The sequence below is a fragment of the Nitrospirillum guaranorum genome, assembly GCF_034653275.1.
Classification (GTDB): Bacteria; Pseudomonadota; Alphaproteobacteria; order Azospirillales; family Azospirillaceae; genus Nitrospirillum.
Genome location: NZ_JAYEES010000001.1, coordinates 199,754 through 223,461, shown reverse-complemented (window position 1 = coordinate 223,461; position 23,708 = coordinate 199,754). Strand labels below are relative to the sequence as shown.

The 23,708-nt window shown below is 66.0% G+C and carries 18 protein-coding genes; 11 read left to right on the top strand and 7 right to left on the bottom strand.

Annotated features, from left to right (window positions below; genetic code table 11):
* The first annotated feature begins 43 nt into the window (after positions 1–43).
* From UAJ10_RS00765 to rfaD, 4 genes are all read left to right on the top strand, one after another.
* A complete protein-coding gene (locus UAJ10_RS00765) occupies positions 44–937 on the top strand; it encodes a homocysteine S-methyltransferase family protein (protein WP_322913308.1) in 894 nt (297 codons plus the stop codon).
* Complete coding sequence (locus UAJ10_RS00760) at positions 934–1,887, top strand: DMT family transporter (protein ID WP_322913306.1); 954 nt, start codon at positions 934–936, stop codon at positions 1,885–1,887. The genes UAJ10_RS00765 and UAJ10_RS00760 overlap by 4 nt, the downstream gene beginning before the upstream one ends.
* Positions 1,888–1,978: 91 nt before the next feature.
* Positions 1,979–3,448, top strand: coding sequence for a D-glycero-beta-D-manno-heptose-7-phosphate kinase (rfaE1, locus tag UAJ10_RS00755; RefSeq protein ID WP_322913305.1), 1,470 nt, complete (start codon positions 1,979–1,981; stop codon positions 3,446–3,448).
* 118 nt (positions 3,449–3,566) lie between these two features.
* Positions 3,567–4,553, top strand: coding sequence for an ADP-glyceromanno-heptose 6-epimerase (gene rfaD / locus UAJ10_RS00750; protein WP_322913303.1), 987 nt, complete (start codon positions 3,567–3,569; stop codon positions 4,551–4,553).
* Positions 4,554–4,588: 35 nt separating this feature from the next.
* On the opposite strand, the gene UAJ10_RS00745 is transcribed toward rfaD, so the two are convergent.
* Positions 4,589–5,527, bottom strand: a complete 939-nt coding sequence (locus tag UAJ10_RS00745; protein WP_322913301.1) for an alpha/beta hydrolase family protein — start codon at positions 5,525–5,527, stop codon at positions 4,589–4,591.
* Between the two features lie 595 nt (positions 5,528–6,122).
* On the opposite strand from UAJ10_RS00745, the gene UAJ10_RS00740 reads away from it, so the two are divergent.
* From UAJ10_RS00740 to mmsB, 4 genes are all read left to right on the top strand, one after another.
* Positions 6,123–6,641: a hypothetical protein gene (locus tag UAJ10_RS00740; RefSeq protein ID WP_322913299.1), complete on the top strand. Its 519-nt coding sequence runs from the start codon at positions 6,123–6,125 to the stop codon at positions 6,639–6,641.
* Between the two features lie 203 nt (positions 6,642–6,844).
* Entirely contained in the window at positions 6,845–8,350 is a 1,506-nt protein-coding gene (locus UAJ10_RS00735) for an aldehyde dehydrogenase family protein (protein ID WP_322913297.1), read from the top strand.
* A 40-nt stretch (positions 8,351–8,390) separates the two neighbouring features.
* Positions 8,391–9,533 carry an isobutyryl-CoA dehydrogenase gene (locus UAJ10_RS00730; protein ID WP_322913295.1) on the top strand — a complete coding sequence of 381 codons (1,143 nt, stop codon included), beginning with the start codon at positions 8,391–8,393 and terminating at the stop codon, positions 9,531–9,533.
* A gap of 141 nt (positions 9,534–9,674) precedes the next feature.
* The gene (mmsB, locus tag UAJ10_RS00725; protein ID WP_322914478.1) at positions 9,675–10,604 is read left to right on the top strand and encodes a 3-hydroxyisobutyrate dehydrogenase; all 930 of its coding nucleotides are present in this window, start codon (positions 9,675–9,677) and stop codon (positions 10,602–10,604) included.
* A gap of 138 nt (positions 10,605–10,742) precedes the next feature.
* Here mmsB and UAJ10_RS00720 read toward each other — a convergent pair whose 3' ends face one another.
* From UAJ10_RS00720 to UAJ10_RS00710, 3 genes are all read right to left on the bottom strand, one after another.
* Complete coding sequence (locus UAJ10_RS00720) at positions 10,743–10,991, bottom strand: M20/M25/M40 family metallo-hydrolase (RefSeq protein WP_322913293.1); 249 nt, start codon at positions 10,989–10,991, stop codon at positions 10,743–10,745.
* A gap of 8 nt (positions 10,992–10,999) precedes the next feature.
* Positions 11,000–12,193, bottom strand: a complete 1,194-nt coding sequence (locus tag UAJ10_RS00715; protein ID WP_322913291.1) for a M20/M25/M40 family metallo-hydrolase — start codon at positions 12,191–12,193, stop codon at positions 11,000–11,002.
* 76 nt (positions 12,194–12,269) lie between these two features.
* Complete coding sequence (locus UAJ10_RS00710; protein WP_322913289.1) at positions 12,270–13,385, bottom strand: phosphatidylinositol-specific phospholipase C1-like protein; 1,116 nt, start codon at positions 13,383–13,385, stop codon at positions 12,270–12,272.
* A gap of 306 nt (positions 13,386–13,691) precedes the next feature.
* Between UAJ10_RS00710 and UAJ10_RS00705 the strand changes: the two genes are divergently transcribed.
* The 3 genes from UAJ10_RS00705 (at position 13,692) to UAJ10_RS00695 (ending at position 18,725) form a co-directional block, all read left to right on the top strand.
* Complete coding sequence (locus UAJ10_RS00705) at positions 13,692–15,545, top strand: DUF885 domain-containing protein (protein WP_322913287.1); 1,854 nt, start codon at positions 13,692–13,694, stop codon at positions 15,543–15,545.
* A 511-nt stretch (positions 15,546–16,056) separates the two neighbouring features.
* Positions 16,057–16,944 carry a Stf0 family sulfotransferase gene (locus UAJ10_RS00700; RefSeq protein ID WP_322913285.1) on the top strand — a complete coding sequence of 296 codons (888 nt, stop codon included), beginning with the start codon at positions 16,057–16,059 and terminating at the stop codon, positions 16,942–16,944.
* Positions 16,945–17,369: 425 nt separating this feature from the next.
* Positions 17,370–18,725, top strand: coding sequence for an IS5 family transposase (locus UAJ10_RS00695; protein ID WP_322913283.1), 1,356 nt, complete (start codon positions 17,370–17,372; stop codon positions 18,723–18,725).
* Between the two features lie 318 nt (positions 18,726–19,043).
* On the opposite strand, the gene UAJ10_RS00690 is transcribed toward UAJ10_RS00695, so the two are convergent.
* From UAJ10_RS00690 to UAJ10_RS00680, 3 genes are read right to left on the bottom strand one after another with little or no spacing between them, the layout of a single operon-like run.
* Positions 19,044–21,086 (bottom strand): FkbM family methyltransferase, encoded by a 2,043-nt coding sequence (locus UAJ10_RS00690; protein ID WP_322913281.1) that lies wholly within the window; start codon positions 21,084–21,086, stop codon positions 19,044–19,046.
* A 36-nt stretch (positions 21,087–21,122) separates the two neighbouring features.
* Complete coding sequence (locus UAJ10_RS00685; RefSeq protein ID WP_322913279.1) at positions 21,123–22,154, bottom strand: hypothetical protein; 1,032 nt, start codon at positions 22,152–22,154, stop codon at positions 21,123–21,125.
* A complete protein-coding gene (locus UAJ10_RS00680; protein ID WP_322913278.1) occupies positions 22,147–23,535 on the bottom strand; it encodes a glycosyltransferase family protein in 1,389 nt (462 codons plus the stop codon). The genes UAJ10_RS00685 and UAJ10_RS00680 overlap by 8 nt, the downstream gene beginning before the upstream one ends.
* Positions 23,536–23,708 lie beyond the last annotated feature (173 nt).

The following is a 23,708-nucleotide window of genomic DNA, read 5'->3' as shown; positions in this document are numbered from 1 at the left end:
CAGGACGGTGTGGCAGGGACAGGGCTGAACGGGGGAGGATGAGATGGGACGGCGCACGATCCTGCTGGACGGCGGCATGGGACGGGAATTGCAGCGCATGGGCGCGCCCTTCCGCCAGCCGGAATGGTCGGCCCTCGCGCTGATCGAGGCGCCCGATTACGTGCGCCGCGCCCATGACGCCTTCCTGGATGCCGGCGCCGACATCATCACCAGCAACAGCTATGCCCTGGTGCCCTTCCATATCGGGGAGGAGCGGTTCGCCGCTCAAGGCGGGGCCCTCGCCTCCCTGGCCGGGCGGTTGGCCCGGCAGGCGGCGGACGCCAAGGCCGGCGCCCGCGTCGCCGGATCCCTGCCGCCGCTGTTCGGCTCCTACCGGGCCGACCTGTTCGATGCCGCCCGCGCGGCGGATCTGCTGGCCCCCCTGGTGTGGGGCCTGGCGCCGCACGTCGACCTGTGGCTGGCGGAAACGCAAAGCGCTGTGGCGGAGGTGCGGGCCGTGCGCGCGGCCTTGGGGTCGGATGCCAAGCCGCTGTGGCTGTCCTTCACGCTGGAGGATGAGGAGGCCGACGCCGCCACCCATCCCCGCCTGCGCGGGGGCGAGACGGTGGCCCAGGCCACCGAGGCGGCGCTCGCCCTGGGGGCCGCCGCCTTGCTGTTCAATTGCAGCCAGCCCGAGGTCATGGGGCCGGCCCTGGCCGCGGCGCGGACCGCCGCCGCCGGCACGCCGCTGCCTTTGGGGGTGTATGCCAACGCCTTCCCGCCGCAGCCCAAGGACGCCACCGCCAACGATGGCCTGGATGAGCTGCGCGCCGACCTGACACCGGCCAGCTATCTCGAATGGGCGCGGCGTTGGGTGGATGCCGGCGCCGCCATCGTCGGCGGCTGCTGCGGCATCGGGCCCGACCATATCCGGGCCCTGGCGGCCGCCGTGCCGTGAGGGGTGGCGCGTCCATCGCCCTTCGGGCCCGCCTGCTGGGATGGGCCGCCCCCTGGCTGTTCATCCTCATCTGGTCCACCGGCTTCCTGGTGGGGCGGGCGGTACTGCCCTATGCCGACGTGCAGCTGTTTCTGGTGGCGCGCTTCGGCCTGACGGCGCTGCTCTTCACGGGTGCGGCACTGGCGGCTGGCGTTTCCTGGCCCCGCGGCCGGGCGGCCGGCCTGCATATGCTGGCCGGCGCCCTGATGCAGGGCGTCTACATCGGCTTTTCCTACTGGGCCATCGCCCAGGGACTGGCCGCCGGCATCATGGCCCTGATGGGCGCCTTGCAGCCCCTGTTCACCGCGCTGATCACCACCCTGGTGTTCCGCCAGCGGCTCAGCCGCCTGGCCTGGCTGGGCTTGGCCATCGGCTTCGCCGGCGTGGCCTGCGTGCTGGCGCCGAAGCTGGCCCTGCACGCGGCGGCCGGGGCGGGTGGCTTGCCACCATCCGCCGCGGGCGGGCTGCCGCCAGCTGCTACCGACGGGCTGCCGCCCTTGGGCGCGGCCCTGGCCGTGCTCAGCGTCCTGTCCATCACCATCGGCACCCTGCTGCAGAAATCCTCCGTGGCCGGTGACGACCTGCGGCCGGCCGGCGCGCTGCAGAACCTGGGCGCCCTCTGCGTGGTCTGCCTGCTGTTCCTGACCGTGGGCACGCCGCATTGGGATCCGCATCCGGTGCTGTGGACGGCGCTGGCCTGGGCTGTCCTGGGGCCCTCGGTCGTCGGCATCTCCCTGCTGGTGTGGATGGTGCGCCATGGCGAGGCCACGCGCGCCACGGCGCTGCTGCTGCTGGTCCCGCCGCTGGCGGCGCTGGAGGCCTTCTTCCTGTTCCACGAAACGCTGACGCCCCTGCAACTGGCCGGCTTCGCCCTGGCCCTGGCCGGCGTGGGCCTGACCCGCCGGGGCTGAAGGGGGCGCGGCCGATTGCCCTGCGCCACCGGCCGTGTGCTAAGCTGGGCGGATCATGTGTGGCCTGTTTTAATCTGGGGATGGGAAAGCCATGAGCCGCTTTGTCGGTTTGAGTTCCACGGTGGAGGGCCTGGCGGGGGGTCGGGTCATGGTCATCGGCGACGTGATGCTGGACCGCTTCGTGCGCGGCAAGGTCGGGCGCATCTCGCCCGAGGCACCGGTGCCCGTGCTGCGCAACGCGCATGAGGACGTCATGCTGGGCGGTGCCGGCAACGTGGTGCGCAACATCACGGCGCTGGGCGGCCACGTGGTGTTCGGCGGTGTCGTCGGGAGCGATTCCGCCGGCGTGCGCGTGGGCCAACTGGTGGCGGCCGACGCCCAGGTCACCTCCATCCTGCAGGTGGACGGCCGGCGCCGCACCTCGGAAAAGACGCGCTTCGTGGCCGACGGCCACCACCTGCTGCGCTCCGACTGGGACAGTGAGGAGGCGGTGGCGGAGGATACGCAGCGCGGCCTGGTGACGGCCGTGGCCGCGCATCTGTCCGGCATCGACGTCGTCATCCTGTCCGACTACGGCAAGGGCGTGTTCACGCCGCCGGTGCTGAAGGAACTGATCGCCCTGGCGCGCGAGGCCGGCAAGCCGGTGATCGTTGATCCCAAGAGCGCCGATTATTCCATCTATCGCGGCGCGACCCTGGTCACGCCCAACCGGGCGGAGCTGGCGCTCGCGGTGGGGCACAGCCCCAGGACCACGGAAGAGATCGTGGCCGCCGCCGGCACCCTGATGCGCGACCATGGCATCGAGGGCATGCTGGTCACCCGCAGTGAGGAGGGCATGACCCTGGTCCGGGGCGACGGCACCTTCCTGAACGTCCAGGCGGAGGCGAAGGAGGTCTTCGACGTCTCGGGCGCCGGCGACACGGTGGTGTCCGTCATCGCCACCGCGCTGGCCACGGGGGCCGATATCGCCGAGGCGGTGGAACTGGCCAACGTCGCCGCCGGCCTGGTGGTGGCCAAGGTGGGCACGGCCGTGGTCAGCCCGGTGGAACTGCTGCACGCCCTGGCCGAACAGGATGATCGCCAGAATCTGTCCAAGGTGCTGGGCGGGGCGGAACTGCGGGAACAGATCGCCCGCTGGCGCCGCCGGGGCCTTAAGGTGGGGTTCACCAACGGCTGCTTCGACCTGATCCATCCCGGCCACGTCCAGCTGCTGGCCGCCGCGCGCGCCACCTGCGACCGCCTGATCGTCGGCCTCAACTCCGACGCGTCGGTGCGCCGCCTGAAGGGGCCGGAGCGGCCCATCCAGGACGAGCGGTCGCGCGCCATCGTGCTGGCGGCTTTCGGCTCGGTCGACGCCGTCGCCCTGTTCGAGGACGACACGCCCCTGGCGCTGATCACCGAGGTGATGCCCGATGTGCTGATCAAGGGCGCCGACTACACCATCGACCAGGTGGTGGGCGCCGATGTGGTCCAGGCCCACGGCGGCCGGGTGGCGCTGGTGGAACTGGTGCCCAACCAAAGCACCACCGGCATCGCCAAGCGCATCCGCGTGACCGGTTGACGCCGCCCCCTGACCTGTCGGTGGGACGGCTTGTCCTGGGCGGCGCGGTCCCCTATCAAGGCCCATGCCCGCTTCCGTCAGGGGCGGGCATGGGATTTTTCACGAGAAGCAGCAGTTCATGATCATCGTGACCGGCGGCGCCGGCTTCATCGGGTCCAATCTGGTGGCCGGCCTGGAGCAGCGGGGTCTGGGCCCCATCGTCGTGGTCGATCGGCTGCGCCAGGGGGACAAGTGGCGCAACATCGCCAAGCGCAACCTGCATGACCTGGTGACGCCGGAACAGCTGCCGGAATTGTTGGACCGCCATGCGGACGCTGTGGAGGTCATCTTCCACATGGGGGCCATATCGGCCACCACCGAGACGGACGCCGACCGGGTGGTGGAGAACAACTTCCGCCTGACGCTGGACCTATGGTCGTGGTGCGCCGCCACGGGCGTGCGCCTGATCTACGCCTCGTCCGCCGCCACCTATGGCGACGGCGCCCAGGGCTTCGACGACGATCCCTCGGCCGAGGCGCTGGCGCGCCTGCGCCCGCTGAACCCCTATGGCTGGTCCAAGCACCTGCTGGACCGCCGCGTGCGCGCCGCGATCGATCAGCGGGCCCCCACGCCGCCGCAGCATGTGGGCCTGAAGTTCTTCAACGTCTATGGCCCCAATGAGTACCACAAGGGCGGCATGCGCTCCGTCCCCGCCAAGCTCTATCCCCAGATCATGGGTGGGGAGCCGGCGCGCCTGTTCGCGTCCGACCGGCCGGACTATGCCGACGGCGGCCAACTGCGCGACTTCGTCTGGGTGGGCGATACCGTCGACGTCATGCTGTGGCTCTATGACAACCCGGGCGTCAGCGGCCTGTTCAACCTGGGCACTGGCAAGGCGCGCAGCTGGAACGACCTGGCGCATGCCTTGTTCGCCGCCGCGGGCTTGCCCCCGCGCATCGACTACATCCCCATGCCCGACCATCTGAAGGGCAAGTACCAGTACTACACCCAGGCGGACATGGGCCGCCTGCGCGCCGCCGGCTACGACCGCCCCTTCACCGAACTGGAGGAAGGCATTCGCCGCTACGTCCAGGAGCACATGGGGACGGCGGACGCCTACGTTTAGGCGCCCGCGATTGCCGTGAGCCGCGATCGCGCCTTTCAGCCACCCAGCTTTTGCAACCAGTTGATCACCGCCGCCTCCAGCGCGATGCGGTGATCGGACCAGCCGTGGTCGGTGGCGGCGTGGGCGGTGCTGATCTGGGTGCCGCCGTGGGCGCGGATGCCCGCCACCAGGGCGTCGGTGTGGCTGGCCAGCCCATCGTCCGACGTCAGGGCCAGCAGGGGCGTGCCGGTGAGGCGCGCCGTCAGCGGGGCGGTGGCGAAGGCGTCGGCATGGTTTTCCATTTCCTTGGCCATGCTTTCCGGCGTGACGCCCGCCAGCGCTTCCCGGTTGTCGGCGGCCAGCGCCACCAGCTTATCATGGGGCAGGTGGGCGACGACGCCGATGTCGCCCATGGAAATCAGGATCAGGCCGGCCAGCTTGCCGTCCTTGGCCGCGGCATGGGCCGCCGTCCAGGCCCCCATGCTGTGCCCGGCGATGACCAGCCGGCCGGTGTCGATGCCCAGGTCCTGGGCGTGGGCCGGGTCGCGCAGATAGGCCAGGGCCGCCGTCGCGTCCTCCGGGTTGTTGGCGAAGCGGAAGCTGCCGGGGCTGCCCCAGGATCCGCGATAATTCATGGTCACCACGTTCCAGCCGGCGCGGCGCACCGCCTGGGCCAGATCCAGGTTCTTCTCGTTGCCGGGCAGGCCGTGCAGCAACAGCAGGGTGGGATGGGCCCCGGCGCCAGACGCCAGATAGGCGACGCCGTTGACCTCCACCGGGTGGCCCGTGCGGCCGCCGGTCGGGATGTGCAGCACCGCCATGCGGGCGGGGTGCTGGGAATCAGGGGCGGGGTCGGTGCCGATGGCGGCCGGGATGGTCTGGGCCGCCAGGTTGATGTCGCCGGCTGGCGCCTTGGCGCTCGCGATTTCCGCCGCGACGGCTGGCGTGCAAAGGGCCACCGCCAGGGCGGCGGTGGCAAGCGGATGCCTACGCATGATTGTCGAAGTCCCCCAGGTTTTCCCCGCCCGCATCCTGGCGCATGACATGCGTCCAGGGAATTGGGAACTTCGCGTCGGTTGGGGGTGTGGGACAAAAAAGAAGCCGGGGCGACGCGCGCCCCGGCTTGGGGAGATAAGACCCTGGGAACGGGAGGGTTCTCTCAGGGCCATCGGGTAACCCCTGCCGGACCATGAGCGGGCCTCTGCAGGACTTGCCAGATGCGATGTGCCGACAGGGCCGGCGAAACTCGGGCGATGGGGGAACGGGAAGTGGCGGCCATCGGGCCAGCCAGCTGCGCGCCCAGGGGGCGATGCCGCGTCTTCGGGTATTTCGTCCCCATCTTGGTCGATCGATCCGCAGGACCGTTCGCTTGGGATAAATATTATTTATATCCGGCGATGTCGTCAAGCGACTTTTGTTAGCGGTAACAAATTTTAATGGCGTTACATGGCCGCCTTCCCGCCGCTACTCCCGTAGCGCGCCCAGCCTCGCTGATCGGCCATGTTCAGCAAAGGCGCCGGTTTACCACCAAATGGGCGTATTCATGGGACCAACCGGATGTTTAAGGATGGGTAACATCAAGGAACGGTCATGACGCGGGTGCCGGTCGCGGGATTGATAATGCTGGGTGTCGCCGTGGTCTTCGGCACCTGGCTGGTGGAAAAGGGCGAGGGACGCCGGACGGCGGGCCAGGCTTGGGTCCTGGATGCGGCACCCCGGTCCTTGCCTTTGAGCGGCCCGGCGCGCTGGGCCGATGCCGTGACGGCCGCGGCCCAGGGCCATCGGGTGCAGTTGGTCATCCATGACGTGCGCCGCCGCGCGCCGACGGGCACGCCGGTGATGGTCTTCGCCGGCACATTGGGAACCGCGCCGGTGGATGCGGCGGATGAGGCCCGCCGCCTGGGCCTTTACACCTATATGGCCAGCCAGCCGGCGGAGGATGATGGCGGCCACCGCGACGTGGTGCTGGACATCACCAGCCGCCTGCCCGCGCTGGCCACCCCGGCGGGCGGGGCGCCGCTGGCCGATACCGTCACCTTGATCTCCCGGCGCCCACCCAGACCCGGTTCGGACCCCAGCGTCGGGGGCGTCAGCCTGGTGATAGACTGAGGCTCATATGCGTCTTTTCCCCAGGGCCGGGGCGCCGCGTCTGCGCATTCTTGCACAGCCGTTTCGCGTACTTGCCACCTATGTCGTCCGGCTTCCCGCCCGGATAATGGCGATCTGCGCGGGGCCGTGCCATGTCTCCAGCAGAGCGCGTCTCCCGGGCCCCAGCCGGAACCGCGATACAGAATAAACAGGAGTGAACCCCCATGAGCAGCACCGCCACCTCTCTCGCCCCGCAGCTGGATCCGTATGCCCTGGCGGCCGAGCTGTCGGGCAAGCACCTGATCAGCGGGCGCCTGGTGGCCTCGGCCTCCGGCAAGACCTTCGACGTCGTCAACCCCGCGAAGGGTGAGGTCATGGGCCGCGCCGCCTATGGCGAGGCCGCCGACGTGGATGCCGCCGTGGCGGCGGCGGTGGAGGCCGGCGGGCCGTGGAAGGCCCTGCCGGCGCGCGAGCGCGGCCGGCTGGTGGCGCAATGCGGCCGCCTGCTGACCGCCCATACCGAGGAACTGGCCCGCCTGGTGGCGCTGGAGACGGGCAAGGCCCTGCGCACCGAAAGCCGGGTCGAGGCCGGCGTGCTGGCCGACGCCTTCACCTTCTTCGGCGGCCTGGGTGGTGAGCTGAAGGGCGAGACGGTGCCCTTCAACCCCAAGATGCTGACCCTGACGGTGCGCGAGCCCCTGGGCGTGGTGGGCGCCATCATACCCTGGAACGTGCCCATGATGCTGATGGCGCTGAAGATCGCCCCGGCGCTGGTGGCGGGCAACACCGTGGTGGTGAAGTCGGCGGAAGAGGCGCCCTTCGCCGTGCTGCGCGCCTGCCAGATCATGGCCCAGGTGTTGCCGGCCGGTGTGCTGAACATCCTGTCCGGCTTCGGCCCCGACTGCGGCGCGCCGCTGGTGGCGCATCCCAAGGTGGCCAAGGTCACCTTCACCGGCTCGGTCGAGACCGGCCGCATCGTCAGCCGCACGGCCGCCGACAAGCTGATCCCCGTCACCCTGGAACTGGGCGGTAAGAGCCCGATGATCGTCATGGGCGACGCCGACTTGGGAGCGGCGGTGGCCGGGGCCGTCACCGGCATGCGCTTCACCCGCCAGGGGCAGAGCTGCACCGCCGCCAGCCGCATCTTCGTGCACGACAGCCTGCACGACGCTTTCGTCACGGCGCTGAAGGCCAAGGTGGACGCCATGGTCATGGGCGACCCGCTGGATGAGAAGACGGATATCGGCACCATCGTTTCGCCGCAGCAGTTCGACCGCGTCCAGGGCTACATCGCTGAGGGCAAGCGCACCCCCGGCGCCACCGCGCATGAATGCTCCGCCCTGCCCAATGACGCCGCCCTGGCCCAGGGCCTGTACGTCCGCCCCGTCATCTTCACCGGCATGACCAACGACAGCCGTCTGGCGCGGGAGGAGATATTCGGGCCGGTCACCTGCGTCATCCGCTTCACGGAGTACGAGGACGTGATCGCCCAGGCCAACGACAGCGAATTCGGCCTGGCTGCCACCATCTGGACGCGCGACCTGAAGACGGCGCTGGACGCCACCCAGCGCCTTCAGGCCGGCCTGGTGCAGGTGAACCAGAACCTCGTGGTGCAGCCCAACCTGTCCTACGGCGGCGTGAAGTCCTCCGGCCTGGGCAAGGAAGCGACCCTTGAGGCCATGCTGGAACACTTCACCCATAAGAAGACCATCATGCTGAACATGGCCTGACGCCGCGTTGTCCGAAAATAAGAACAGGGAGGATAGGGCCATGGACTTCGGTTTGACGGAGGAACAGCGGGCGTTCCGGGCCATGGCGCGGGAATTCGCCGCCGAGCATCTGGCGCCCCACGCCGCCGAGTGGGATGAGAAGGAAATCTTCCCGCTTGATGCCCTGCGCGCCGCCGCGGCCCTGGGCATGGGCGGGCTGTATTGCGGGGAGGAGCATGGTGGCTCCGGCCTCACCCGCCTGGACGCCGCCCTGTTGTTCGAGGAGCTGTCCGCCGGCTGCGTCGCCACCTCGGCCTTCCTGTCCATCCACAATATGGCGGCGTGGATGATCGATCGTTTCGGTAACGACACGATTAGGGCGCGGTACCTGCCGGGTCTCATGACCATGGATTTGGTTGCCAGCTACTGCCTGACGGAGCCTGGCTCCGGCTCCGACGCGGCCGCCCTGCGCACCAAGGCGGTGCGGGATGGCGATCACTATGTGCTGAACGGGTCCAAGGCCTTCATCTCCGGCGCCGGCGTCTCCGACCTCTACGTCGTCATGGTGCGCACCGGCGGGCCGGGTCCGAAGGGCATCTCCGCCCTGGTGGTGGAGAAGGGCACGCCGGGCCTCAGCTTCGGCAAGAAGGAAAGGAAGATGGGCTGGAACTGCCAGCCCACCGCCCAGGTGATTTTCGAGGATTGCCGCGTGCCAGTGGAAAACCGGCTGGGGGCGGAAGGCGCGGGCTTCGGCATCGCCATGAAGGGCCTGGACGGCGGCCGCATCAACATCGCCTCTTGCTCCCTGGGTGGGGCGCGGGCCTGCCTGGACCTGGCCACCCGCTACATGGGCGAGCGCGAGGCCTTCGGCCGCAAGCTGGCGGATTTCCAGGCCCTGCAGTTCCGCCTGGCCGACATGGCGACGGAACTGGAGGCCGCGCGCCTGATGGTGCATCGCGCGGCGGTCGCCCTGGACGCCGGCGATCCGGAAGCCACCACCTGGTGCGCCATGGCCAAGCGCTTCGCCACCGATGTGGGCTTCCAGGTCTGTAACGAGGCGCTGCAGCTGCATGGCGGCTACGGCTACATCCGCGAATACCCCGTGGAACGCTACGTCCGCGATGTCCGGGTGCATCAGATCCTGGAAGGCACCAATGAGATCATGCGCCTGATCATCGCCCGCCGCCTGTTGGCGAAGGCTTGATATGCCCCCTCATACGCCGGGCACCGCCGTCCGGCGGCCCTTATGCGTGTCTTGGGGCTTCCTCGCTTTCCAGTCCGCTGACGCTTCCCGAAAAGCTGCGGCGGACCCAGTCGGGTCCTACGGCGGCATCATGCCGCCCGCATAAATAATCATTACGGGAGAAGAACGATCATGAGCCGCATCGCGTTCATCGGCCTGGGCAACATGGGCCTGCCCATGGCCCGCAACCTGCTGAAGGCCGGCCACACCGTCGTGGGCTTCGATCTGGCGCCCCAGTCGTTGGCCGCCCTGGCCGAGGCCGGTGGCGTCATCGCCGGCTCCGTCGGCGACGCCGCCTCGGGTGCCGATGTGGTGGTGACCATGTTGCCCGCTGGCCGTCATGTGCGCGGCGTCTATGAGGATGCCGGCAACGTCTTCGACACCGCGGCGCCCGGCGCCTTGCTGATCGACAGCTCCACCATCGATGTCGACAGCGCCCGCGCCGTGGCCGCCGCCGCCGCCGCCCGGGGCTTCGCCATGGTGGACGCCCCCGTTTCCGGCGGCACGGGCGGGGCCGCGGCCGGAACGCTGACCTTCATGGTGGGCGGCAGTGACGAGGCGATGGAGCGGGCGCGGCCCTATCTGTCGCAGATGGGCAAGACGGTGGTGCACACCGGCGGCCCCGGCACCGGCCAGGCCGCCAAGATCTGCAACAACATGATCCTGGGCATATCCATGATCGCCGTATCCGAGGCCTTTGCGCTCGCCGACAAGCTGGGCCTGGACCGGCAGAAGCTGTTCGACGTCAGCTCCACCTCTTCCGGCCAGTGCTGGTCGCTGACGACCTACTGTCCCGTGCCCGGTCCCGTGCCCACGTCGCCCGCCAACCGCGACTACGCCCCGGGCTTCGCCGTCGACATGATGCTGAAGGACCTGAAGCTGGCCCAGGCCGCCGCCGCTTCCAGTGGCGCCGCCACGCCCTTGGGGGCAAACGCGGCGGCGCTATACGCCTTGTTCGCCGCCGCGGGCAACGGGCACCTGGACTTCTCGGCCATCGTGAAGATGTTGGGGGGAGAGGTAAGCCGCCGTTGACGGGGAGTTCTCCACGAAGGATGGGATAGCCCAGTCGTAGGAAAGCGAAGGCCAAGGCCCCGCTTTCCTGCACAAGCGTTTACCGCACCACCGGCCTAACAGTATGGCAGGCCAATGGATTAACAGTCGTCCACGGGCTCACCCCGCGTACTTCTTCACCACCGCGTACAAGAATTCCCGCCCCTCATAGAGCGATCGCACGCGGATGCGTTCATTCAGGCCGTGGACGCCGCTGCCGTCCGGGTCGCGGAACATGCCGCTGAGGCCGTACGTGGCGATGCCGGCGGCGTTCAGGAAGCGGCCGTCGGTGGCGCCGGTGGATTGGGTGGGCACCACCGGCACGCCGGGCCACATCTTGGCCGCGACCTCCTTCACCGGGTCCAGCACCGTGGGCGTCAGGACCGGCGGGGGGAGACGGGGCTGGGCTCGCCCACCGCCGTCACCTTGATGGCGGGATCATCCAGCACCTTGACCAGGGTCTGGCGCACGTCCTCCAGCGGCTGCCCCGGCAGGATGCGGCAGTTGACGTTGGCCTGGGCGTGCTGGGGCAGGGCGTTGGGCGCGTGGCCGGCGTTCACCATGGTGGCGACGCAGGTGGTGCGCAGCGTGCTGTTCCAGCCGGCGTCCTGGCTGACGCGCGCGATGGCGGCCGGGTCGGGATTGTCCTTGGTGATGGCCAGCAGGTCGGCCCCCACCGGACCGCCGATGACCGGGGATAGGGCGGTGAAATAGGCCTTGGTCACCGGGTTCAGCGCCACGGGGAAGTCGAACGCCGCCAGCCGGTTCAGGCCCGCCGCCAGATGATAGATGGCGTTGTCCTTGCTGGGCCGGGAGCTGTGGCCGCCGGGGTTGGTCGTCTCCAGCGTGAAGTCCTGGTAGACCTTCTCTCCCGCCTGGATTTCCAGCGCCAGGTACTTCCCGTCCTTGTCCAGCCGGCCGCCGGCCCCCTCGTTCAGGGCGAACTCCGCCTCCACCGCGTCGCGGTCATGGGCCAGCAGATAGGCCACGCCGTCGAAGGTGTCGCTGGTCTCCTCGCCGCAGGTCAGCGCCAGCTTGATGTCGCGCTTGGGCCGAAAGCCTTCCTGGCGCAGGCGGATCAGCAGGTCGGCGAAGACGGCGGCCATGGCCTTGTCGTCGCTGCTGCCGCGCCCGTAGAAATAGCCGTTCTCCTCCACCAGGGTAAAGGGATCGCGCTGCCAATCCTCGCGCTTGGCCTCCACCACGTCGATATGGGCCAGCAGCAACAGCGGCTTGGCCGTCTTGTCGGTGCCGGGCAGCACCGCCGCCAGCGCGCCGTCCTTGGGCCGGCCCTCCGGCACCAGCACGCGCACGTCGCTTTTCTTCAGGCCGATGGCGACCAGCCGGTTGGCGATGTTCTGCGCGGCCACCGTGCAGCTGCCGGCCGACAGCGTGGTGTTGGTCTGCACCAACTGCTGGTACAGGTTGCGGAAGGCCACCCAGTCGGGCCGGGTCAGGTCGACCTTGATGCCTTCCGGCTTCGTGGCCTCGGCCGCGCCGCCCGCACCTGCCAAGGGAAGGCTCAGCGCCGTGCCGAAAGCCAACGCCGCCCATCTGCTCGTCTTCTTCATCGCCTGCCGCTTCCGATGTTTATTGTGCGTGAAGAATAGAGAAGGGGTTCAGCCCCTGGCAAGCGGCCTCCAGTCCCTATCGGTCCAGCGGCCCCGTGCCGCAGCCGTCACCCGCGGTCACCGGGTTGCAGCGCGCGGCGCCCCCACCCGGCAGGCTGACGACGAAACCGGTGTCGGCTGGTTCCGAAGCCGGATAGTCCGTGCTGACGATCTGCGCCCCGCTGGCCAGCGCCCTGTCGCGGTGGCGGGTGTCGTTGGCCCGCGCCTCCTTGGTGTCGGCGTCGGACCGGGTGCGCACCAGGTAGCCCTGGCGCACCAGGGCGGTGATGGCGTCGCCCGGGCCATCGTTCATCTCGATGAAGGCGGCGTCGGCGTCACCGGGCTGGGCGTTGGTGAAGGCGACGCGGCCCTTCAGGCCGGCGTGGCCCTCCAGGTAGCGGGCGGTGACCTTCCTCTGATCCAGCAGGAAGACAACCTTGCCTCGCGCCGCCTCCAGGCTGGGCCAGCCACGTGTCCGGATGGCGGCGTTCAGCGTCGCGGCATCGCCCCGCACCCGGTCGGGGCTGATGATCTCCTCCGCCTTGAACACCGATAGGATTTCCCGGTCCAGGGCGTCCAGGCCGGCCGGCGTCAGCGCCTCCGGCGTCACGGTGGGGACGGGTAGGGACAGCATCTCCTCCTTGGTCTCAATCAGGATGAAGAGGGGGACGTGGCCGGGATGGGCCTGCGACCAGGCGTGGATGTCGGCCAGACAGGCGGTGAAGGGCTGGCAGGTGCTGCGGTAGTCCATGTCCTGCATGTGCAGGACCTTGAAGCCCGGCAAGTCCATGACATGGCCGGGATCGAAGGGCGGGTCGGCCGGCAGGCCGGCCTGGGTCACCAGGCCGGGCCCGGCGGGGTGGGCGTACAGCCCGCCCTTGCTGTCGGCATAGACGTCTAGTTCCACCTGGCGCACCCCGGCCGACAGCTGCGCCGCCAGGGGCTGGTGACGGTAGTCCAGGGCGGCGTACTGCTCAGGATGGGCTTTTTTCCACAACACCGCCTCATTGGGGGCGATGCCGGCGTGATAGCTGTTGTGGGTGCCGATGACCTGGATCTGGTTCATGGCCACCGCATTCTCCGGCGCCTTGGTGGCGCAGGCGGTGAGGCCGAGGACGGCGACAACCAGCGGCAGCGGACGGGGGAAAGACATGACAGGGCATCCTCGACAGTTCGGCCACAGGCTTAACCGCGAATGGTTTCAAGGCTATGACGGCTGATGTGGAACGCTGGCCTGCGAGATCGCTGGCGCCCGCCCGATTCGACACCTTGCGGCGCGGTGTGCCGAGGCCTGCGGTGGCAGTGGGTCGGCGACCCGACAATTTACAATAGATGCAACCCCGTCGCCCGGCCCCGGAACAGGAGTGCGGCCTGCTTGATGGCGGGCCCCGGCTTTCATCCATCAAAAATTTGCGCATACTCTCCCCCAAAACAGGGACATACGAGTTGGGAGAGTTCCATGGTCGATCGCCGCCAGTTCCTGGCCGGCAGTTCCGCTGCCGTCGCCTTGTCCGCCGCGCTGCCCGCGTGGGCGCAAACCTCCACACCGTCAAACGCCCCGCCGGGCAACTCCACCGGTGCCGGCGCCTCGTTGACAGCCTTGCTGGAAACCTTCTTCCAAGAGGATTTGCGGCGGCGCCCCGAGGCCGCGACCAACCTGGGCCTGGACACCGGAGAGCTGGCGGGGTTGCGCAGCCGGCTGGGTGACCGCTCGGCCGCCGGCCAAGCGGCGGAGCGTGAGGCCGCTGCCAGCCAGATGCGCCGCCTGGCGGGCATCGACCGCCGCAGCCTGGCCGGCATCGACGCCGTGAATTACGACTGCGTCGCCTACGTCCTGTCCAACCGGCTGGAAACCTACAAGCGCTTCGATTTCGGCCGGCCGGGCGAGCGCTCCCCCTATGCCATCAGCCAGCTGACCGGCTGCTACCAGTCCACCCCCACCTTTCTGGACACCAAGCACCCCATCGCCACCCAGGACGATGCCGAGGCCTATCTCTCGCGGCTGGAGGCCTTCGCCACCGCGCTGGACCAGGATACGGAGCGCCTGGACCATGACCGGGGCGTCGGCGTGGTGGCGCCGGACTTCCTGCTGGACACGACCCTGACCCAGATGCGCGCCCTGCGCGTCGACGCCGACAAATCGGACCTGGTGTCCTCCGTCACCCGGCGAACCAAGGCCAAGGGCATCGAAGGCGACTGGGCCGCCCGTGCCGCCGGCATCTATACATCCAAGGTGCTGCCGGCCCTGGACCGCCAGATCGCGGCGGTGGAGGCCGCACGCTGGCAGGCGACGCACGACGCCGGCGTCTGGCATGTGAAGGACGGCGACGCCTGGTATGTCGATGGCCTGCGCGCCAATACCACCACCACCCTGTCCCCGGAAGAGGTGCACAAGATTGGCCTGGACCAGGGCCGGGAGATCACCGCCCGCCTGGATGCCGTGCTGAAGGCGCAAGGCCTGACCCAGGGCACGGTGGGCCAGCGCATCAAGGCCTTGTACCAGGACCCCGCCTCCTTCTATCCGAAGACCGAGGAGGGCAAGGCCCAGCTGATCACCGACCTGGGCGTGCGCTTGGCGGACGTGGTGGGCCACCTGCCCAAATATTTCTCCACCCTGCCCAAGGCCAAGGCGGAGGTGAAGCCGGTGCCGGCGCAGATCGACGCCGGCGCGCCGCTGGCCTACTACCAGTCGCCCTCGCTGGACGGCAAGCGGCCGGCCACCATCTACTTCAACCTGCACGACACTGGAGAATGGCCCAAGTGGGCGCTGCCCTCCACCCTCTACCACGAGGGCATCCCCGGCCATCACCTGCAGGTGGCCCTGGCGCAGGAGACGGCGGGCATTCCCCGCTACCGCTCCAACATGTTCTTCTCCGGCTATGGCGAGGGCTGGGCCCTGTACGCCGAGCAACTGGCCGATGAGATGGGTATGTACGAGAAGGAACCGATGGGCCGTATCGGCTATCTGAAGTTCCTGCTGTTCCGCGCCGGCCGTTGCGTCATCGACACCGGCATGCACCACAAGCGGTGGACGCGGGAACAGGCGGTCAAATACATGGTGGACCTGACGGGCGATACCGAAAGCGCCATGACGCGCGAGACCGACCGCTACTGCGCCTGGCCGGGCCAGGCCTGCAGCTACAAGATCGGCCATACCATGTGGGTGCGCCTGCGCGACCAGGCGAAAAAGGAACTGGGGCCGAAGTTCGACATCCGCGAGTTCCACCACGCCGGCCTGTCGTCCGGCAGCATGCCGCTGGACGTGCTGTCCCTGGTCATCCAGGACTATGTCAAGGCGCGCCAGGCGGCTTAAGTCCGGAAAGGGGGGGCGGGTCGGGCTGGGCGCCCCCTCTTGTCAGAACCAGGCGCGGTCGCCGCGCAGCATGCCCATATCGCCTATTCCGTGAATGCTCCCTTCCGCGTTTGTGGGGCTTGGTTGCCCCAGGTCAAAGGTGCTCCCCCTGGCGGCAGCGGCCTTCACGCGATCGAACCCGATATCGGCATCGGATATCACAGGTGGATGCTCTGGCAGGCGTTCAGTGAAGCTGAAGACGCGTGCCAACCAAGCGATGGCGTTAGGGTGTCGCAATCTTTAGCGGTAGTGCCCGCCCGGCGCTCTTCACCTAGGATTGCAGAATTAAAGACAGCCGGCTGTCGGATATAGGCCAATAGATATATACTTAACGGACGATATTATACCCATAAGATTTAGACAAGTCAGCAAATAAACATCAATCTGAGATACGGTTCTATTTAAAGGTATTTTTCCACTTGCTGGATTTTAATGGAAATGACATAAAGAATTTTTGCTCCAAGGGGTTGTCGTGGTAGATTACTTGGAACTATGCAAGCCGTACAAGGCGGTCTTTTCTGACAATTGCATTGTTGACGTTGAAACCATAAAAGCGCTCAATAATAAATATAAACTGTATATAATTTTTATTATTGCCCGTTCCGGCAGCACATGGCTAACGGAACTCGCGAAAAACTCAGATGTATTGGGTGTTCCACAGGAATGGTTCAATGAAGGCTGGATCCAAACCGAGGAGCATGCGTTGGGATGCTCGCCGCCTAAAATAATTGGCACCCGCGACATCAATGCTTATGCGCGGTGGTCGGCTCGGAACTCCGCCTCTTCATGCCGGATTGCGGGTTTGCAGCTAAGCTACTATCAGATGCTGGCGATGCAGCAGCTGATGAGTGCCCCTTCGGGTGCGTTCCGAGACATAAAGGTCTTCTACCTGCGCCGCAAAAATATCATTGCGCAAGGAATATCGCTTTACAAAAGTGCGTCCAGTGGGATTTTCCACAGTTTCCAACGTAACGATCTCAGCGACGTATACTTGTCCAAGGTTGCTTATGACGCCGACAAGATCAAGGAAACGATCCTGGGACTGCTAACCTGCGAAGACGGGTTCGAAAAGCATTTTACTGATCATAACGTCGCGCCCAAGCGCTTCTTTTATGAGGACCTGACGGCGGACCCCCTAACTGTGTTGAACTGGATGGACCGGACGATCACGGGGCAGCCCAGCCCCCGGATAGGGACGTTGCCGGCCACCACGGTCCGCCGCCTCTCCGGTGCCGGAAGCCTGGCGTGGGAACAGCGTTTCCGGATGGAGTTCCCCGACTTTTGCCAGGAGGTGGATGCGCGGCGGGTGTCGCTCGAGAGCACTGACATGGTTCTCAGTGCCGCGCGACAAGCGGGATAAGAATTGCCATTAGCCGCGCTCTAACCTGTCCATAATACGGGGGAACGTGATCGAGAGACTTCACCTGATCGCGTTCCGTTTGCACGCCCAGCATGAGGATGTGCTCGGGGGTGAGGGGCCTTCCATAAGCAGGTCACAGTAAACGAAGAGAAGCGCAACTGCGTGAAGCGACAGAGCGTCCGGAGGAAGCGTGATCGAAATAGCGGAATTACGCTCGGACCTTTCGGCGAAAGGCGGCAACCCACCACATTGTCGCCCGTGAATGATTTCTAAGCCGTTGGCCGACCATGGTGTTTGGCTGGTAGTGCTGTAATCGAATTTGCAGGAAAGAGGGGGCTTGGCCTCCGCTTTCTTGCAATTTGGGGATCCCCTTTTGGGCCATTTCGTGATTCGATTCCCCCTGTGAACAGCGGTGGGAACAGGCCATGTCACGACCCCGGGACACCCGACAGAAAGACCTTCTGCGTCCAGCCCTGGACCAGATCATCGACCTGAAGCACCCACTGGTGGTGCTGTCGGGCAAGATCGACTGGGGCTTTCTGGAACAGCGCTTGGGTGGGGTCTATGGCGGCGGACCAGGCCAGCCGCCGTTGCCGGTCCGGCTGATGGCGGGCCTGCTGATCCTGAAGCACATGCACAACCTGTCGGATGAGGTGCTGACCGCCCGCTGGGCGGAGAACCCCTATTTCCAGTTCTTCTGCGGCGAGGAGGTCTTCCGCCACGACCTGCCCTTCGACCGGTCGTCGCTGTCCCGTTGGCGCCAGCGCCTGGGCGAGGAGCGGCTGGCCGCGCTGATCCAGGAGAGCCTGCGGGTGGCCCAGGCCACCGGCGCGCTCAGCACCCGCGACTTGGCGCGCGTGGCGGTGGACACCACCGTCCAGCCCAAGGCCGTCGCCCACCCCACCGACGCCCGCCTGACCCACAAGGCCATCGAGAAGCTGGTCGGCTTCGCCAAGGACAACGGCCTCACGCTGCGCCAGAGCTATCTGCGCGTGGCCAAGAAGGCCGCCATCATGGTCGGCCGCTACACCCACGCCCACCAACACAAGCGCGCCAACCGGGAACTGAAGTTCCTGCGCACCCGTCTGGGCCGCCTCATCCGTGACATCAACCGCAAGGTCGCCGCCAAGGGAGGCGCCGAGGCCCCAGACCTCCTGGCCCGCTACGGCCCCTTACGTGACCTGGCCATCAAGGTCAGCATGCAGACCCAGCGCCAGCGCGGGCAGAAAGTCTACTCCCTCCACGCCCCCGAGGTCGAATGCATCGGCAAGGGCAAGGCCCGCGCCCCCTACGAGTTCGGCTGCAAGGTCAGCGTCGCCGTCCCCATCACCAAGCCCAAGGGCGGCCTCTTCGTCCTCCACGCCCAGGCCCTGCACACCAACCCCTTCGACGGCCACACCCTGGCCAAGGCCGTCGCCGACATCAAAGCCAACACTGGACGCGAGCCGGACCGCGTCCACGTCGACAGGGGCTATCGCGGCCATGACCATCCCAACAAGTTCAAGGTCTGGATCACAGGCCAGGTCCGCAGGACTACCACCGCCATCAAACGGGAGATGAAGCGCCGCGCCGCCATCGAGCCCATCATCGGCCACCTCAAGGCCGAGCACCGCATGGGACGGAACTACCTCAAGGGACGCCACGGCGACCGTATCAATGCCGTCCTCGCAGCCGCTGGCTTCAACTTCCACCTCCTCGTCAGGTGGTTCCAGGACCTTTGGCGTGCCCTGCTCTGCGCTCTCCAAATCCAAAACGAAATGACCCTGATCAGCTCAAATTGAACCGGTCAGGGCCATTCTTCACGGGCGACCACATTGATCGTGTCGACGAATCGGCCTGTGCCCGGCCTATGTCGGCAAGATCGGCCCGTTGAGGGCCGCGCCGTCTTCCACATGTGGCGCCCTCCGCGCCAAACGCCACAATCCTGTCCCGAGGGCTTTCACCGACAGGCTCAAGGAGGCTGGCGGCGGCCAAGGGTTTCCTGGCCGCCATCGCCAGGAAGTTCGCCGTCATCGTTCATGGCGTCCTCGAACCCCCGGAAGCAAATCCAGTTGATACGCAACGCGGTATCTCGGAGGTTAGGGCTTTCCCATGCCCTGTTAAAGAATGGGGCGGGATGACATCCCCCGCTTGCGAGCATAAAGCCGTTTCAGTTCCTTGAAATCTCCCCGCAGCAGCCGGCTGAGCAGTCGGATTGGCAAGGTGACCCTCCAGGAAGTCGAATGATACATTCCGGCGACTTGGCCGCTCAGGGTCTGGACTTGATGAGTCAGGTTGGCTTCCCGCTGCTGCAACGCCGCAGCTTCTAGGCGCAGTTGCTCCTTCTCCCGGCGCAATGCCTGCCCTTCGCGCGTCAACTCATCCAGGGTCGCGGCGAGGTTATCGGCATGCGTGATGATGCGTTCCCTTTCCTGGAGCAGAGCGTCCTTTTCCAGCGCGAGGCCTTCATTGATAGCGGTGAGGTTACGGGCATGCGTGGCGATGCGTTCCCTTTCCTGGAGCAGAGCGTCCTTTTCCAGCGCGAGGCCTTCATGGATCGCGGTGAGGTTATTGGCATGCGTGGCGATGCGTTCCCGTTCCTGGAGCAGAGCGTCCTTTTCCAGCGCGAGGCCTTCATTGATCGCGGTGAGGTTATTGGCATGCGTGACGATGCGTTCCCGTTCCTGGAGCAGAGCGTCCTTTTCCAGCGTCAGGCCTTCATTGATCGCGGTGAGATTATTAGCGTGTGTTACTATGCGCTCTCTTTCGCTCAGCGTATCATTGAGTTGGGCGTGCAAATGCTCCAACTGAGATGCCTGAGACTGGATGACGTGGGTGGCGCGGTCCCTCTCCTGCGCCAGCATGACCTTGCTGGCGCGCGCCTCTTTCGCCAGGTCGTCCAACTGCTTGGTCACGGTGGTGGCGTAGGTGGCCGCTTGCTCCCTTTCCTGGACCAGCAGGATTTTTTGGGCTCGCGCCTCTTTGAGGGTGTTCTCCAGATGAGCTTTCACCGTGGCGCACTGCTCTGCCAGCGCCGACGTTTTTTCCCGCTCCAGGATAAGGTCGGTATCCAAAGCCTGGATTTGAATCTTTTGATCGTCAATCTGCTGCTGCAGGGTGATGGGCAACGGAGGGCTCCAGGGGCGGGAACTTCCATCCGGGACAAAGGCCACCAAATAGTCCTCCAGTCTCTCCCCCAGGAGGCTGTGGGCCGCCAAAGCCACCGTTTCCTGATGTGACCGGCCGACCCAGGTGGCCGGTGCCCAGTGTGGTGTCATCCACAGCGCCAACCGCAGATCCTCACGGCTTTTCACCGGCTTCAGGATGCAACCGGCGACGCGCAGATTGTCACTCATGACCGGCGCCGTGCCACGCGTAGCCCAAAGTCCGGCTTCGTAGCCATAGGGGAAGTCGACCGGCTCCGCCTTTTTGAAGTTGTCGGCCGTTGTTGCCGGGAAGGCGAAATAAAAGAGGGAGAACCCTCGATCCAGCAGAAACTCGGCTAAATCCAAGGAACCCGGCACCTCATTGCATTCCAGCCAAAAGGTCGTGTCGCAAGTTTCCAGGAACTCTTGGTCGTCCCGCAGGATGGCGAGCTCCAGTCCCTCGACGTCGATCTTGATCAAGTCAAAGGGGCCGTGCTCCTGCCGCAGCGCGGCCAAAGTCATGTGGTGAGCGGCTACGGGTATGGCGACCCGGTTGTCGTCCGCTGCCGTCGCCAGTGAAAAGCTACCGGCATTGCCGGGAATCATGGACGCCTCGCCCGGCAAGTCGCCAGCCGGCCCCACGATCGCCCCCAGGGCGACGGCCGCCTCAAGGGAGGCGGGCTTGTTGGCGGCGATGTTGTGATGCAGAAGCGGGAAGGTGGATGAATTGGCTTCCACGCAACACAGGGCACGAAGCGGCCGCAACCCCGCGACACCGAGGCCGAACGTACCCAAGAAGGCGCCGATGTCGGCGACCGCGGCGCCATCAGCCAGATTTGCCGCGACGAACCGCGTCTCGCAGGAACCCCATTCGCCATACGTTGCTAGGAAGCGGCTGATCAGATCGTTCTCAGGATCCACAACCTGCAGCCGGCCATAGCGCGTTTCGACTTCCTGCACTTGCTTCTTACTCCCGTAACCAGAACCGTTGTTGGCCGACGGTATCGCCTGCGGCATCAATGTCGGCCGAATGGTGACCCATGTCGTGAGACGTCAGCGCAATCCTTCGGCCGCGCACCAAGCCTGATAGCCGCTGGGGCCGGGCAGGAAGGGATCCTTGAAGTGATTACGCACATCCAGGCGCGTTCGCCAAGTCAGCCGATGGGAACGGGGAATGGGCGTGCCATCGGCATAGGTGCCATATATCCACCAACGGTCAGGCAGTCCATTTGCCTTATGGGCCGACAACCGTTCACGGTACCAGCGCAACAACTCGAAAACCTCGGTGTCGCCGTAGGAATAGCGGGCCAGCATGCCTTCCCCGGCGGTATTGACCTTGGTGAAGTGGAAGAAGCGCAACACTTCGCCGCCGGCGCGGATCAGGCCGTCGTCCCCGATGGTGATCGGCCGATTCCCCAGGTTCCACGACGCCACGTTGTAGGCTGGATTGTGGAGTATCCCCACATCACGGAACAGGGCCGGCACTAGATCGCACCACCGTTGATCCGTGAACAGGCCGTTGGGGACGTCGTCGTGACAGAACTGCAGCAGCCGATCCCGCCACCAGCTGGCGAAGCGCTTGCCTTCAGCGCAGGCGCGGACAGCCACGAAGCCCAAGTTATAGACGCCGTGCTTCAGCGAACCGATTTCATTGTCCAGGATGCCGGCCAAGGACGATTCCGGCGTCGCGATGTGGGGTGTCAGAATCACGGAATGCCGACTCAACATGTCCACGACATGATCGAGCGGGGAAAACACGGCGATGTCCGGATCCAGGTAAACGACAAACTCAGCGCCTTCGCTGATCAGCTTGTGCATCATCGGCCCTTTGACCGCCGTGCACAACTCCACCACATCATGGCCGAAAGCCCAACTGCGATAGGCCTCTATGCCCAGGTCGCGGATGTTGACGACGTGGTCGAAATCCTCTTCCGCCAAGTCGAAATGGAATCCCGGCGGTGCGTCATCCGATAACAGCAGCCACATCGTCCAGTCGGGATGATGTCGCCTGACGGTCTCCGCCAGAATACGCGCCCGATCCAGGTAGCTAAAAGAAATACTCGTATAACAGTGGATTTTAGGCATCGCCGCTCTCTTGAAGCAGAATGGCACCTGTTCCCTGGCTGGGGATGAGGTGGCCGGTGCGGCGATCCGCCCCAGCCGCCAATTCCAGAATTTCGCCATTGGCGAACAAAGCCTGTAACTCGACCTCTGTTTCGATCACGCACCCCCGGTTGGGCGCCACGGCGGTCACAAGGGCCCCCACGTTGCCCGCCCCCTTGCGCGCGATGACGAAGGCGCCCGCAGCCACCGCTTCCATGGCGGTGAAGCTGAAGCTTTCGTAACAAAGAGACCAATTTATCGCCACGTCCACACCGGCCTCCATCACGGCCTTCACCATCGCGTGACGATCATCCCGGCTGACTTGGGTGTAGATGTGACGGATGTTGGGTACGTCCAGGGTTAGGGTCCCGAGTTGAATGAATTCATAGCGCGGGTCGCCTTGGTGCCAGCGGGCGAGAGACTCGAACGCATGCCAACCCTTGGCGAACAGGGGGGCCCCCAGGTGACCCACGCGCAAGGGGCGGTCGCGGTGGAAGGGCGCAGCCTCCGACTGGAACTCCACCCGGCACGGCGGAACGACCCGTGTCGGACCCATGAAGCCCGTGTGCCGCTGCCACATTTTCAGGATGGTAGCTGAGGGGGCCAGCACCGTGGGGCGCGTGTTGGCCAGGAATGCGCCCATGCGGGTGACATGGTTGGGCCGCTCGCTCCCCGATGGGCAGACCCCGCAGGCAGGTGAACCGATGGGGGGGCTGCCGCAGAACGAGACGTCGTTGCGCAGTAGATGGACACTGGGGCAGAGGGCGAAGAGATCGTGCGCCCAGAACACGGTCTGCGCGTTGGGACAGGCCATGATCAGGGCGGCGACCAATTCAGGCGAGTGGCCCAGCAACTGATGAACGATGAACTTCAGGTTGCGATGGGACCGGCCCAGAAGCGCGACGGACGTTGCGACGTCGGCCATGGTGACGACGCCCAGCCGTACACCGTTCAGCGACGCGACCAAGCGCATCGCGTCCGCCGGCACAGGATCCGAAAGCATGGGCAGCGGCTGAACCGGGCAAAAGTGCAGGTAGACCCAGCCGGCGCCACGCAGGGCCGCTTCCTCGTCATTCATGCAATTTTGCGTGCCACCGAAGACCGTCAGGTAGTGATCGTGGCTGAAAACAATGGCCCATCCGGCGGCCTGGGCGACCCCAGCGCTTTCCAGCGCACTGAGCAGTTCACCCTGGGGCAGCGGTTCTTCGCGGGTGACGGGTTGCCAGTGAACCGCGCGCGCACGGGGCGAAATGGCATGGTTGATCGTTTCACGTACCGGATCGCGGCGCTGGCGATAAGCCCAGCCCTCCAATGTCGGGGGAGGAACTATATGCCGATCTCCGCTTGGCGCGATGCTATCCAATTAATTCTCCACCAAGATAATTATAATTTTAGATAAATCAGTTGGCGAAACGCTTTCAACAGGCCCTGGGGTATCCCATGCAACGAAGACACGATAGCTGTCTACCCCTCATTGTCGTTGGCTTCAGCCCGGCCTGCAGCTTTGGCCCCACTACGACCTGATCGTTCGCAAAG

Bases quoted from the DNA above. Each gene is read 5' to 3' on its own strand.
- UAJ10_RS00740 (WP_322913299.1), top strand. From the start codon at position 6,123: ATGACGCGGGTGCCGGTCGCGGGATTGATAATGCTGGGTGTCGCCGTG.
- UAJ10_RS00730 (WP_322913295.1), top strand. From the start codon at position 8,391: ATGGACTTCGGTTTGACGGAGGAACAGCGGGCGTTCCGGGCCATGGCG.
- UAJ10_RS00695 (WP_322913283.1), top strand. From the start codon at position 17,370: ATGTCACGACCCCGGGACACCCGACAGAAAGACCTTCTGCGTCCAGCC.
- rfaE1 (WP_322913305.1), top strand. From the start codon at position 1,979: ATGAGCCGCTTTGTCGGTTTGAGTTCCACGGTGGAGGGCCTGGCGGGG.
- UAJ10_RS00765 (WP_322913308.1), top strand. From the start codon at position 44: ATGGGACGGCGCACGATCCTGCTGGACGGCGGCATGGGACGGGAATTG.
- UAJ10_RS00690 (WP_322913281.1), bottom strand. From the start codon at position 21,086: ATGCCGCAGGCGATACCGTCGGCCAACAACGGTTCTGGTTACGGGAGT.
- rfaD (WP_322913303.1), top strand. From the start codon at position 3,567: ATGATCATCGTGACCGGCGGCGCCGGCTTCATCGGGTCCAATCTGGTG.
- UAJ10_RS00735 (WP_322913297.1), top strand. From the start codon at position 6,845: ATGAGCAGCACCGCCACCTCTCTCGCCCCGCAGCTGGATCCGTATGCC.
- UAJ10_RS00685 (WP_322913279.1), bottom strand. From the start codon at position 22,154: ATGCCTAAAATCCACTGTTATACGAGTATTTCTTTTAGCTACCTGGAT.
- UAJ10_RS00715 (WP_322913291.1), bottom strand. From the start codon at position 12,193: ATGAAGAAGACGAGCAGATGGGCGGCGTTGGCTTTCGGCACGGCGCTG.
- UAJ10_RS00745 (WP_322913301.1), bottom strand. From the start codon at position 5,527: ATGCGTAGGCATCCGCTTGCCACCGCCGCCCTGGCGGTGGCCCTTTGC.
- UAJ10_RS00705 (WP_322913287.1), top strand. From the start codon at position 13,692: ATGGTCGATCGCCGCCAGTTCCTGGCCGGCAGTTCCGCTGCCGTCGCC.
- UAJ10_RS00710 (WP_322913289.1), bottom strand. From the start codon at position 13,385: ATGTCTTTCCCCCGTCCGCTGCCGCTGGTTGTCGCCGTCCTCGGCCTC.